Below are 11,890 nucleotides of genomic sequence, written 5' to 3'. Positions count from 1 at the left end.
CCCCGGCCGGACTCCGACACACCTGCCACCTGGAGTCCGGCCGGGTCTCATCGTGCGGGCGGAATGCGGGCGGAATGCGGGCCGAATGCGGGCCGAATGCGGGCGGAAACGGTTGAGCGAATCCTCAGCGCGCTCCCAGCGGACGTTCAGGCAACGGCCCGGCAATCTCACCCCGCGGGAGGCGCCGCCGCCCGCCCTGCGGCCGCGGCCCCGGTGACGGCCGGGATCGTGAGGCGGTGGGCGGTGCGGGCGCGGGCGCCCCGGCGGGAGATGTAGTCCAGCGTCCGGAAGTCCACGGACAGCTCGTCCCTGGTCAGCCGCGCCATCAGGTATCCGCGCCGCTGGTCGATGTAGGAGATGTGCGGGTTCTCCTGGAGCGCTTCGGAGATCCACGTACGGTCCCGGTACCCGTCGCCGTCGCTGGCGATGGAGGAGGCCACCAGTTCCCTGGCGACGACCGGCGAGTCGGGGTCGTCGAAGTCGGTCTTGAGCTCGGCCAGGTGGTGCATGTGCGCGTCGCCGGTCAGCACGACGGGGTTGGGGGTGCGGGCGAGGGAGCGCAGCAGCCGGGTGCGCTCGGCGGCGTAGCCGTCCCAGGAGTCCAGGTTCACCTCGCGGCCCGGCCCGATCTTGTAGTCGCGCTGCGCGACCATGATCTGCTGGCCGAGGAGGTTCCAGCGGGTGGTGGAGTCGTTCAGGCCGCTCTCCAGCCAGCGCCACTGGTCGCCGCCGAGCAGCGTGCGCCGGTCCGCCAGCCGCTCGTCGCAGCCGGCGCGCACGCCGTCGAGGCACGCCTGGTCGTCGCGGAACTGCCGGGTGTCGAGCAGGTGAAAGCGCGCCAGCGTGCCCCAGGAGACGCGCCGGTTCACCTTGAGGACGGCGCCCTGAAGGCTGGCGCGGCGCAGCGGCATGTTCTCGTAGTACGCCCGGAACGCCTGTGCCCGCCGCTGCTCGAAGCCGGGGGCGCCGGTGCTGGAGACGGGGCCGGCCCAGTTGTTCTCCACCTCGTGGTCGTCGAACGACATCAGCCAGGGCGCCACGGCGTGCGCGGCCTGGAGATCGGGGTCGCTCTTGTACTGGGCGTGCCGCAGGCGGTAGTCGGCCAGGGTCTGGCACTTGCCGGGGGTGTGGGTGCGGACGCGGCCGGCCAGCGCGGTGTAGCCGCTGGGGCCGTACTCGTACATGTAGTCGCCGAGGAAGACCACCAGCTCGGGCTCCTGCTCGGCGAGGCGGCGGTAGGCGGTGTAGTAGCCGTGCTCGTAGTGCGCGCAGGCGGCCACCGCGAACCTGAGCGGCGTCGTCTCCCCCGTCGGCGTCGTCCTGGTGCGGCCGGCGGGCGAGAGGCGGCCCTGGCTCCTGAACCGGTAGAAGTAGTCGCGTCCCGGCTCCAGGCCCTTCAGCTCGACGTGCACGCTGTGGGCGTCGCGCGCCCTGGCGGTGGCCGTTCCGCTCTTGATCACCTTGGCGAACCGCTCGTCCGTGGCGACCTGCCAGTCGACCTCCACGTCGCGGGAGGGCATGCCGCCGCGGCCGTCGCCGCCGAGCGGGTCCACGGCCAGCCGGGTCCACAGGACGAAGCCGTCGGCGGAGGGGTCGCCGGAGGCCACGCCCAGCGTGAACGGGTCGGATCTGAGCGTTCGGGAGGAGGATGCGGCCCACGCCGGGGCGGCGGGCTGCGGGAGGAGAAGGCCGGCTGTCGCCGCTGTCAGGAAGGCTCTGCGGTCCACGATCCAGGTATGTCCACCCGCGCTGACTCCGCCGTGACGGCGGAGTCAAGCGCGGGTGAACAGCACCGGTCGGTCAGCGTGCGACGTCAGCGCGCGATCATCGCCCGTCAGAGGCGGGCGCGCGGCACGCTCTCCAGTGCCGTACGGAGTGCGGCGGCGTCGGTGAAGCGCAGGCCGGTCATGCCCGCCCGCTCGGCCCCCTCGACGTTCTCGGGACGGTCGTCGATGAAGACGATCTCGGCCGGGTCGGCGCCGAGGCCCTGGGCGAGCGCGTCGTAGATCTCCCGGTCGGGCTTCACCAGACCCATCCTGCCGCTGTAGAACCGGTGGCCGATGGCGGCGATCCAGGGCAGCTCGTCGAGGCCGTCTCCGACGCACACGGGCGCGTTGGACAGCAGCGCCACGTCCGTGCCCGCCTCGATCAGCTCGCCGAGCAGGGCGATCGTGCCCTGGTTGGGGTAGGCCCAGCTGGCGACGTCCATGGCGACGAGCCGGGCGACCTCGCTCTGCGTGGCGGGCCGGCCCAGCACCGCCGCCCAGTAGGTGTGCGGGGTGAGGCTCGCCCGGTCGAACTCCAGGCGGTGCTCCCAGTAGCCGCGCTTGAACTCCTCAGGCTCGGCCCCCACGGCCCGCGCCATGGCCTCGGCGTCGGAGTCGGGCTGGGGCAGGGAAAGGACACCGCCGTAGTCGAAGACTATCCACGTCATGCCAGGAATGGTCGCAGATGCGGGTCGAGCGCGGGGCAGCCCAGGTATTTCTCGGCGGTGTGGAAGTCGATCCAGTCGAGGTTGACGAGCTGCTCGACGTCCACGCCGGTGAAGCTGGCGGCCAGGGCGGGCGGGATGGCGGCGATGTCGTCCTTGTCGGCGATGTTCACCCAGCGCTTGACGTTCCTGGGGCGCTCGCCGCGGCCGTTGACGGGGGCGGGCAGGAGGCGTTCGAAGATGACGTTGCGCATGCCGAGCGGGCTGCCGAGCGTCAGCAGCAGGTCCACCTCCAGGTCGGGCTCCGCCCACAGGGCCTCGTAGGCGACGACGCTGCCGAGCGAGTGCGCGATCACCACTTTCGGCCGGTTCTTCCTGATGCACTCGGCCACGGCCCGCCGCGACTTCTCGCGCCTGGCCTGGTCGGTGAGGTACGCGGCCACCTCGGGCGCGAACAGCTTGGCGAACGCGGCCGACCGGCTGTCCAGCCGCTCCAGCAGCCAGCCGGTGAACGACTTGAGCGCCCCGGTGACGTGCTCCCCCACGCCGAGGTGCCGCGCCCAGTCGACGAGCACCTGCTGGGCCTGCAGCTCCATCGCCTTCCTCGGCGCGTCCCCGCCGTAGGCGCCGTACCCGTCGTCGCCGTCGTGCAGCAGGTGGGAGAAGTAGGCGATCTCGGCGAAGTACGCCCGGGGCTCGCCGCCGAGCCCGATGTGCAGGTAGCGGTCCCATTTCCGCCGCATGGCCTCGGCCGCCCCCGTCGCGGACCTGCCTGCTTCGAGGTAGTAGTTGTACTTGCCGATCCCGTGCACGCCGACGATGACGGCCACCGCGCCTCCCCGTGATCTTTTTGCCGGAATACTGGCACACGCCGCTTGCAGCCGGTTTGCAGAACGGGCGGCCCCGGTCCGGGGAAATACCGTTGCGGGCGGCATGGGCCCGCCGGATACGGTGACATGTCACTACAGCCGCTTCTTCTTCGAGAACGGGAGCTCCGCGCATGCCCGGCCCGCTGGTCGTCAACGACTCGATCGTCATCCCCGACATCGAGCTCGTCTGGCGCTTCTCCCGTTCCTCAGGTCCGGGCGGCCAGGGCGTCAACACCACCGACAGCCGGGTGGAGCTCACCTTCGACGTGGCCGCCAGCACGGCGCTGCCGCCCGCGCTCAAGGCGCGCGCCCTGGAGCGGCTGGGGTCCGCCACGATCACGATCGCGGCCTCCGAATACCGCTCCCAGCTCCGCAACCGGGAGGCCGCCGCCCACCGCCTGGCGCAGCGCCTGCGCGAGGCCGTGGCGCCGCCGCCCAAGCGCCGCCGCCCGACCAAGCCCAGCCGGGGCGCCGTGGAGCGGCGGATCGCCGCCAAGAAGCATCGCTCCGACGTCAAGCGCCTGCGCCGCGACCCGTAGACCCCTGCGACGCACGGCCGGTAGGTCTGCCCGCGCGGTCCGTAGGCGCTGTCAGTGAGCACCGTCAGTGGGCACTGTCCGCGCGGTCAGTGGACGCCGCGGATGGCGCCGCCGTCCACCCGCAGCGTGGTGCCGGTGACGTAGTCGGCGAGCGGGCCGCTGAGGTAGAGGACGGCGGCGGCGATCTCCTCGGGCCTGCCCATGCGTCCCATGTCGTTGGGCGCCAGCTCCTCGATGGCGTTGCGCTCGATCTCCGCCCACGTCTCGCCCCAGCCCCGGGCCGGCGCGAGCCCGGTCAGGAGCTCCTGGACGGAGTCGACCAGGATGGCGCCGGGCGCGACGGTGTTGGCGGTGATGCCGGTGCCCTTCAGCTCGCGCGCCAGGGAGACCGTGAGGTTGTGGCGGGCGGCCAGGGTGGCGGTGTAGTGCGGCAGGTCGGCGCCCGGCTGGAGGGCGAGCCCGCCGCCGATCTGGATGACGCGGCCCCAGCCGCGCTCGTGCATGCGGGGCACCACGCGCAGGATCATGCGGACGGCGGAGACGACGTTGATCTCGTAGGTCCGGCTCCAGTCGGCGGCGGTGGCCTCCTTCCACGAGGCGTGCGGGTAGGCGCCGGCGTTGTTGACCAGGATGTCGATCGGCCCGCCGGCCAGCGCGGCGGCGGCCACGGCATCGGCGCCCTCGTCGGTGGCCAGGTCGCCGATCGCGACGGCGGCGCTGCCCCCGGCCGCCCGGACGGCCCCCGCGACGGCCTCGGTCCGGGTGCGGTCGCGGCCGTGGACGACGACGTCGGCCCCTTCGCCCGCCAGCGCCTTGGCGATGGCCGCGCCCAGCCCGGAGCTGGAGCCCGTGACCAGCGCGCGCTTGCCTGTCAGTCGCAGATCCATGGTGTCCTCACCTCGTCAGCCATGTCTACAGTCGTAGACTTCCTGAAAAGTATACACTCGTAGACATGACCGACCCCGCACCCGGCAGGCGCCGCCGTGACGCCGCCGCCACCCGGCAGGCCATCCTGGACGCGGCCGTCGCCGCCTTCACCCGGCACGGCTACGACGGCGTCGGGGTGCGCGAGATCGCCCAGAGCGCGGGCGTGACCGCGATGCTCATCAACCGCTACTTCGGATCGAAGGAACGGCTGTTCGCCGAGGCCGTCGACGTGGCGTTCGCGCCGCGCACGGTGATCGCGGGCATGGGCGCGGAGCTTCCCGGCGAGACGGCGCGGGCGCTGGTCCGGCGCACGGCGCCGGGGGCGGAGGAGCTGGGGCCGTTCCTGCTCGTGCTGAGGTCGGCGGCCAGTCCGCAGGCGGCGCGGATCATGCGCGAGGCCATCGCGCTGCACGCCGGGCGGCATCTCAACGAGGAGCTGTCCGGCCCGGACGCCGGGGTGCGGGCGGAGCTGATGCTCTCCGTGCAGGCCGGGGTCTGGCTGATGCGCCGCGTCCTCGGCACGACGGCGCTGGCGGAGGCGGAGCCGGAGAAGCTCACCGAACGGCTCGAATCACTCTTCGACCTGCTCGCCGAAGGCGGCTCGCCACAGGCGGCCCGAGGCCGCTCGCCGCGGCCCCGCCCGAAGGGTGAGTGAAGTCAGCCGATGAGGCGGGGCAGGGCGGTGATGCTGGCCGAGAGGTAGCCGGCCACCGCCTGCGGGATGAGGTTGCGGGAGAAGATCTCCGAGCGCCGCAGCGGGACGCGCTCCACCTCGTATAGACCCCGGGACGGATCCTCGAACTCGGGGCCGTGCCGCAGCTCCGGATCCATGGACACCAGCCGGCAGCCGAAGACGTGCTGGGTCTTGACCTCGCCCTGCCACGGGTAGGAGACGCTGACGAGGAAGGTCACGCCGGAGACGGTCGCGCCGAGCTCTTCCAGCAGCTCGCGGCGGAGCGTGTCCTCCAGAGAGCCGTCCTCCGGCTCGACGTGGCCGCCGGGCACGGACCAGTAGCGGGCGCGGCCCGGGACCGTTCGCCGGAAGAGAACCAGGCGCTCGTCGTGGTCGAGCAGGACACCACGGACACTAGGTCGCATACATACACCTTATTTGACCGTTATGTCCTTCCGGTAGCCTAACCTACGGTACCGTAACCTGAAGGAGAAGATCTTTTATGGCGATGACTCAGACGGAGCTCCTCCACGCCCTCGAGCCGGTCGTGGAGGTCGAGCTCAACCGCCACGAGAAGGTGGCGAAGGAGTGGTTCCCGCACGAGTACATCCCGTGGAGCGAAGGCCGCAACTTCGACGGCATCTACGGGGGCGAAGCCTGGGAGGAGGGCCACTCCAAGATCCCGGAGGCGGCCCGCGTATCGCTCATCGTCAACCTCCTCACCGAGGACAACCTGCCCAGCTACCACCACGAGATCGCCACGACGTTCGGCCGCGACGGCGCCTGGGGCACGTGGGTGCACCGCTGGACCGCCGAGGAGGACCGCCACGGCACCGCCCTGCGCGACTACCTCACCGTCACCCGCGCCGTGGACCCGGTGGCGCTGGAGCGGGCCCGCATGGCGCACATGGAGAGCGGCTTCATGACGGAGTACGACACGATGCTGCAGCAGCTCGCGTACGTCTCCTTCCAGGAGCTCGCCACCCGCATCGCGCACCGCAACACCGGCCGGGCGTCCGGCGAGGAGGGCTGCGAGCGGCTGCTGGCCAGGATCGCCGCCGACGAGAACCTGCACATGCTCTTCTACCGCAACCTGCTCAAGGCGGCCTTCGAGCTCGACCCGAACCAGACCATGCGCGCCGTGACCGACGTGGTGACCACGTTCCAGATGCCCGGCCAGGGCATGGACGGCTTCGCCCGCAAGGCCATGATCATCGCGAACGAGGGCATCTACGACCTGCGCCTGCACCTCGACGACGTGCTCATGCCGGTGCTGCGCCAGTGGTCGGTGTTCGACAAGACCGGGCTCGACGCCGAGGGTGAGAAGGCGCGCGAGGAGCTGTCGGCGTTCCTGGCGAAGGCGGACGCCACGGCCGCCCGGTTCGTGGAGCGCCGCGAGGAGCGCCGCGCCCGCGCCGCCGCCCGCCAGTAGGGCCGCACCACCCCTCCGCACGTCCCCGGCACCCGGCGCCGCAGCAAGCCCCCCAAGCGCCGGTGCCCCCTTCGGCGTGCCCGGCATCCCGTACGGACGGGAATGTCTGTGCCCCTCTTGACCCGCAGATGGTCTTGGACATCCGGCACATCGGGCAGGTTCCCGGTAACACCGGAACCCCTGGGGAGCAGAGGGTGAAAATCATCGGGATCGCCGCCAGCCTCCACGCGGGGTCATTCATCACCAGATTGCTGGACGCGGCGGGCGGCGAGCTGCCGCCTGGCGTCGGCTTCGAGGTGTGGCGCGGACTGGGCGAGATCCCGGCCTACCGACCGGGGCCCGTGCCGGCCGCGGCGAGGGACCTCGTCACGCTGGTCGCGGGCGGTGACGCCGTCCTGCTGACCGCACCCGAGCACAGCCTGCTGCCGGTGGAGCTGACGCACGCGCTGGACTGGATGGCGGCGCGCGAGGGCCTGTCGGGCAAGCACGTGGCGGTGATGAGCGCGAGCGCGCGGGCCTGCGGGGCCATGTGGGCGCAGGCGGAGCTGTACAAGCAGCTCCTGGGCGCCGGCGCGGTCGTCATGGGGGCCGAGCTGGTGATCTCACCGACGTGGCCGCACTTCGACGAGGCGGGCCGGCTGGCCGCTCCCGGCCTGCGCACGCAGGTGCGCAACGTGATCAGGCAGCTCTGCCCGGCCGAGATGATGGAGCCCGCACTCTCCCTCTGAAGCGCCTGTTCCTGCGGGTCACTCGTCGGGGGTCAGCCGGTCGACCTTGATCGCCAGGTCCATGACCTCGGAGCGCAGGAAGTTGAACTCGTGCTCGACCTTCGACCGGATGACCTCGAACTCGACGGCGATCTCCGTGCGCACGTCGCCCTCCGCGCCCGGCCCGCCGCCGCCGAGCAGCTTCCTGACCTCGGCGAGGTCGGCCCTGAGCGCGCTCATCTCGGCCTGCGCCCTCTTGGTCCGGTCGATGACCTCGCGCAGGAGCGTCTCCTGCTCCTGCGACTCCCTGACCCGCTCAGCGGCGGTCTCGAGATCCTCGACGCGCAGTTTCAGATCGAGGATCTCCGCCCGTATGTCCACGCACTCCTGCCTTTTCCCGCCGTACGGTCTCGCGTCAGCCCATCGTCGCAGGCCGTCAAGGCGCCAGGCGCGCGGAAGGAGGGCCGGGTGTGGTTCTTTCCACCCGGCGCGCGGCAGAGGTTACAAGCGGGTGGAGGAATCTCCACCCCGTCACCGGCGGTCCTCGATCTCCCACAGGTGGTCGATGACGTGCCAGGCGATGCGGCGCAGCGCGTAGCGGGGCGGCCAGTCGGTCGCCGCCGGCGGCTCCCAGGGGCGCGACAGGACTTCCGCCAGCTCCGCCCGCATCGCGTCCCGGTCCGCGACCGACTTGTACGGCTTGTGCCGCACGCCCACCTTCCTGGCGAAGGCGCGCTCGGCGTTCTCCACGTGGTCGACGATCTTCGTCCGGTCGCGGCCGCCGCCGCGCGGGCCCTTGCTCAATTCCTCGGGCGAGACGGCGGCGACCTCGTCGAACAGCTCCCAGGCGGCCCGCACCAGCGCCACCGACCGCTCGGCCTCGGCGGCGGGCAGCGGCTCCAGGTCGAGGTCCGGCACCTCGTAGGGGACGCCGAAGTCCGTCATCGAGGTGCCCCGCACCTGCCCCACCACCCGGGGGTCGCCGGGGTCGAACGCCAGGCCGGCCCGCTCCGCAATGACGCGGTAGCGGGGCGCGTAGTCCATGAGCCGGTCGAGCGCCGCCTCCTCGCCCTTGTCGGCGCGGCACCAGCCGGGCCAGTCGAGGGCGCAGGCGAACACCTTCTTCGGGCCTGTCTCCAGGTAGACGCGGGTCATGGGGCCGAGCCTGTCATGCGTACCTGTCAGCGAGCGTCAGGTAAGGGCGGTCAGATGAGGTCGATCAGGTCCGCCACCGAGTCCACGACGAGCGAGGGGCGGTAGGGGAACCGGTCGATCTCGTGGCGCTGGGTGACCCCCGTGAGCACGAGGATCGTGAACAGCCCGGCCTCCATGCCCGAGACGATGTCGGTGTCCATCCGGTCGCCGATCATGGCCGTGGTCTCGCTGTGGGCCTCGATCTCGTTGAGCGCGCTGCGCATCATGCGCGGGTTGGGCTTGCCGACGAAGTACGGCTCCACGCCGGTCGCCTTGGTGATCATGGCCGCGACGGCGCCGCACGCGGGCAGGGAGCCCTCGGTGGAGGGGCCGATGGGGTCGGGGTTGGTGGCGATGAAGCGGGCGCCGCCCTCGATGAGCCGGATGGCGCGGGTGATCTGGGTGAAGCTGTAGGTGCGGGTCTCGCCGAGCACCACGTAGTCGGGGTCGAGGTCGGTCAGCACGTAGCCGACCTCGTGCAGCGCCGTGGTGAGCCCGGCCTCGCCGATCACGTACGCCGAGCCGCCGGAGCGCTGGTCGTCGAGGAACTGGGCGGTGGCCAGGGCGGAGGTCCAGATGGACTCGGCGGGCACGTCGAGGCCCGCGCCCGCCAGGCGTACCGACAGATCGCGCTGGGTGTAGATCGAGTTGTTGGTCAGCACCCGGAACTTCTTGCCGGATTCGCTGAGCCGCTTGATGAATTCGTCCGCACCTGGGACCGGTCGTCCCTCGTGGACGAGGACGCCGTCCATGTCGGACAACCAGGAGTCGATCCGCTTACGCTGAGTCACGTGGCCCATCGTACCGAGCGCGCCTTATCGACTTCCCGCCCGGCACATGAACAATGTTCCTCATGTCGTTCTCTGAATCCGCCCAGGACCTGCGGGACGAGCTGGTCCGGCTCAGGCACTCGCTGCACACGACCCCGGAGCTCGGGCTCCACCTGCCGCGCACCCAGGAGAAGGTGCTGGCGGCGCTGGAGGGGCTGCCGCTGGAGATCAGGACGGGCACGAAGCTGAGCTCGGTCACCGCGGTGCTGCGGGGCGGGCGGCCGGGCCCCGCGGTGCTGCTGCGCGGCGACATGGACGCGCTGCCCGTGACCGAGAAGAACGACCTGCCCTACGTCTCCCAGTTGCCGGGCCAGATGCACGCCTGCGGCCACGACCTGCACACGGCGATGCTGGCGGGGGCGGCGCACCTGCTGAGCGGGCGGCGCGAGGATCTGGCCGGCGATGTGATCTTCATGTTCCAGCCGGGCGAGGAGGGGCACCACGGCGCCCGGTACATGATCGAGGAGGGCGTGCTGGACGCGGCGGGCGCGCGGCCGGTGGCGGCGTACGGCATGCACGTGGTGTCGGCGATGCTGCCGCCGGGGCTGTTCGCGTCGCGGCCGGGGCCGATCATGGCGGCGGCCGACACGTTCTGCGTGACGGTGAAGGGGCGCGGCGGGCACGGGTCGAGCCCGCACCGCTCGCTCGACCCGATCCAGGCGGGCTGCGAGATGGTGACGGCGCTGCAGACGATGGTGACCAGGACGTTCGACGTGTTCGACCCGGTCGTGGTGACGGTGGGCAGCTTCCACGGCGGGTCGGCCGACAACGTGATCCCGGACGACGCCCGGTTCGAGGCGACGGTGCGCACGTTCAGCAGGGACAACCGGGTGCTGGTCAAGCGGCGGCTGGTGGAGGTCGTGCGGGGGATCGCGGCGGCGCACGGGCTGGAGGTGGAGGCGTCGTTCAACGACGGCTACCCGGTGACGGTGAACGACGGGGGCGAGGCGGGGTTCGTGGGGCGGACGGCCGACGAGCTGTTCGGGCCGGGGCGTTACTTCGTCTCGCCGCAGCCGGTGATGGGGTCGGAGGACTTCTCGTACGTGCTGGAGAACGTGCCGGGCGCGTTCGTGTTCCTGGGGGCGTGCCCGCCGGACCGGGATCCGGCGACGGCGCCGTACAACCACTCCCCCGAGGCGGTGTTCGACGACGCGGTGCTGCCCGACGGGGCGGCGCTCTACGCGCAGCTCGCGTACGCGCGGCTGTCGGCCTGACGTGCGCGCCTGGGTGGTCGGGCGGCCGGGCCCGATGGCGTCGGGGCCTCTGGAGCTGGTCGAGCGGGAGGTGCCGGTGCCGGGGCCCGGCGAGGTGCTGGTGCGGGTGGAGGCGTGCGGCGTGTGCCGGACGGACCTGCATCTGGCGGAGGGCGATCTGGCGCCGCGCCGCCCGCGCACCTCGCCCGGCCACCAGGTGGTGGGCCGGGTGGAGGGCACGGGCGAGCGGGTGGGCGTGGCGTGGCTGCGCTCCACCTGCGGCACGTGCCGCTACTGCCGGCGGGGTATGGAGAACCTGTGCCCGCGCTCGACCTACACGGGGTGGGACGCGGACGGCGGCTACGCCGAGTACGTCGTCGCGCCCGCCGACTACGTCTATCCGCTGCCCGGCAACCGGCCGGCGGTGGAGCTGGCGCCGCTGCTGTGCGCCGGGATCATCGGCTACCGGGCGCTGGCCCGGTGCGACCTGCCGCCGGGCGGCCGTCTCGGCATCTACGGGTTCGGGGCGTCGGCGCACCTGACGGCGCAGGCGGCGATCGCGCAGGGCGCGGTGGTGCACGCGGTGAGCAGGTCGGCCGCGTCGCGGGAGCTGGCGCTGGAGCTGGGCGCCGCCTCGGCCACCGGCGGTCCCCCGCCGGAGCCGCTGGACGCGGCGATCCTGTTCGCGCCGGTGGGCGAGCTGGTGCCGCCGGCGCTGGAGGCCCTCGACCGGGGCGGGACGCTGGCCGTGGCGGGGATCCACCTGACGGACGTGCCGGTGCTGAACTACGAGCGGCACCTGTTCCAGGAGCGCACGCTGCGCAGCGTGACCGCCAACACCAGGGCCGACGGGCGGGCCTACCTGGAGCTGGCGCTGGCGCATCCGCCGCACGTGATGGCGGTGCCGTACGCGTTCGAGGAGGCGGACCGGGCGCTGGGCGACCTGGCGGCCGATCGGGTGAACGGGGCCGCGGTCCTGGTCATGGCCTGAACAGGCACTTGATGGAGATAAGCACCAGTCCATACACTGATGAAGGAAAGTTACATTAGCCTCACAACCTCTGGAGATTATTGACGCCGATCGGGCCCGATCGT

At 71.9% G+C, this 11,890-nt stretch carries 14 protein-coding genes; 6 read left to right on the top strand and 8 right to left on the bottom strand.

The window, feature by feature from the left end; genetic code table 11:
- Positions 1–167: 167 nt before the first annotated feature.
- From HCN51_RS01030 to HCN51_RS01020, 3 genes are all read right to left on the bottom strand, one after another.
- On the bottom strand, positions 168–1,727 hold the full coding sequence (locus HCN51_RS01030) for an alkaline phosphatase D family protein (RefSeq protein WP_168005727.1): 1,560 nt from the start codon (positions 1,725–1,727) through the stop codon (positions 168–170).
- Positions 1,728–1,834: 107 nt separating this feature from the next.
- Positions 1,835–2,434 (bottom strand): HAD family hydrolase, encoded by a 600-nt coding sequence (locus HCN51_RS01025; RefSeq protein ID WP_168005725.1) that lies wholly within the window; start codon positions 2,432–2,434, stop codon positions 1,835–1,837.
- Complete coding sequence (locus HCN51_RS01020; RefSeq protein ID WP_080040805.1) at positions 2,431–3,261, bottom strand: hypothetical protein; 831 nt, start codon at positions 3,259–3,261, stop codon at positions 2,431–2,433. The genes HCN51_RS01025 and HCN51_RS01020 overlap by 4 nt, the downstream gene beginning before the upstream one ends.
- A gap of 170 nt (positions 3,262–3,431) precedes the next feature.
- Between HCN51_RS01020 and arfB the strand changes: the two genes are divergently transcribed.
- Entirely contained in the window at positions 3,432–3,839 is a 408-nt protein-coding gene (arfB, locus tag HCN51_RS01015; protein ID WP_168005723.1) for an alternative ribosome rescue aminoacyl-tRNA hydrolase ArfB, read from the top strand.
- A gap of 86 nt (positions 3,840–3,925) precedes the next feature.
- On the opposite strand, the gene HCN51_RS01010 is transcribed toward arfB, so the two are convergent.
- The gene (locus tag HCN51_RS01010) at positions 3,926–4,726 is read right to left on the bottom strand and encodes an SDR family NAD(P)-dependent oxidoreductase (RefSeq protein ID WP_168005721.1); all 801 of its coding nucleotides are present in this window, start codon (positions 4,724–4,726) and stop codon (positions 3,926–3,928) included.
- Positions 4,727–4,791: 65 nt separating this feature from the next.
- Between HCN51_RS01010 and HCN51_RS01005 the strand changes: the two genes are divergently transcribed.
- Positions 4,792–5,421, top strand: a complete 630-nt coding sequence (locus HCN51_RS01005) for a TetR/AcrR family transcriptional regulator (protein WP_168005719.1) — start codon at positions 4,792–4,794, stop codon at positions 5,419–5,421.
- A 2-nt stretch (positions 5,422–5,423) separates the two neighbouring features.
- Here the strand turns inward: HCN51_RS01005 and HCN51_RS01000 are convergent, their stop codons facing one another.
- Entirely contained in the window at positions 5,424–5,864 is a 441-nt protein-coding gene (locus HCN51_RS01000; RefSeq protein WP_168005717.1) for an NUDIX hydrolase, read from the bottom strand.
- Between the two features lie 77 nt (positions 5,865–5,941).
- Here HCN51_RS01000 and HCN51_RS00995 point away from each other — a divergent pair, with 77 nt between their 5' ends.
- Both HCN51_RS00995 and HCN51_RS00990 read left to right on the top strand, forming a co-directional pair.
- Positions 5,942–6,871 (top strand): acyl-ACP desaturase, encoded by a 930-nt coding sequence (locus tag HCN51_RS00995; protein ID WP_168005715.1) that lies wholly within the window; start codon positions 5,942–5,944, stop codon positions 6,869–6,871.
- Between the two features lie 194 nt (positions 6,872–7,065).
- Positions 7,066–7,599 carry an NADPH-dependent FMN reductase gene (locus HCN51_RS00990; protein WP_168005713.1) on the top strand — a complete coding sequence of 178 codons (534 nt, stop codon included), beginning with the start codon at positions 7,066–7,068 and terminating at the stop codon, positions 7,597–7,599.
- Positions 7,600–7,617: 18 nt separating this feature from the next.
- Here HCN51_RS00990 and HCN51_RS00985 read toward each other — a convergent pair whose 3' ends face one another.
- The 3 genes from HCN51_RS00985 to HCN51_RS00975 form a co-directional block, all read right to left on the bottom strand.
- Positions 7,618–7,959 (bottom strand): hypothetical protein, encoded by a 342-nt coding sequence (locus tag HCN51_RS00985; protein ID WP_168005711.1) that lies wholly within the window; start codon positions 7,957–7,959, stop codon positions 7,618–7,620.
- A 150-nt stretch (positions 7,960–8,109) separates the two neighbouring features.
- Complete coding sequence (locus HCN51_RS00980) at positions 8,110–8,733, bottom strand: hypothetical protein (protein ID WP_168005709.1); 624 nt, start codon at positions 8,731–8,733, stop codon at positions 8,110–8,112.
- Between the two features lie 50 nt (positions 8,734–8,783).
- A complete protein-coding gene (locus HCN51_RS00975) occupies positions 8,784–9,572 on the bottom strand; it encodes an HAD-IIA family hydrolase (RefSeq protein WP_206066382.1) in 789 nt (262 codons plus the stop codon).
- A gap of 53 nt (positions 9,573–9,625) precedes the next feature.
- Between HCN51_RS00975 and HCN51_RS00970 the strand changes: the two genes are divergently transcribed.
- Both HCN51_RS00970 and HCN51_RS00965 read left to right on the top strand, forming a co-directional pair.
- Positions 9,626–10,816 (top strand): M20 metallopeptidase family protein, encoded by a 1,191-nt coding sequence (locus tag HCN51_RS00970; protein WP_168005707.1) that lies wholly within the window; start codon positions 9,626–9,628, stop codon positions 10,814–10,816.
- Position 10,817: 1 nt separating this feature from the next.
- Positions 10,818–11,786 carry a zinc-binding alcohol dehydrogenase family protein gene (locus HCN51_RS00965; RefSeq protein WP_168005706.1) on the top strand — a complete coding sequence of 323 codons (969 nt, stop codon included), beginning with the start codon at positions 10,818–10,820 and terminating at the stop codon, positions 11,784–11,786.
- The last annotated feature ends 104 nt before the right edge of the window (positions 11,787–11,890 follow it).

The organism is Nonomuraea composti (assembly GCF_012034275.1).
Lineage (GTDB): Bacteria > Actinomycetota > Actinomycetes > Streptosporangiales > Streptosporangiaceae > Nonomuraea > Nonomuraea composti.
Note: the sequence above shows the minus strand (reverse complement) of the source record. Positions and strands in the feature narration are given on the sequence as shown.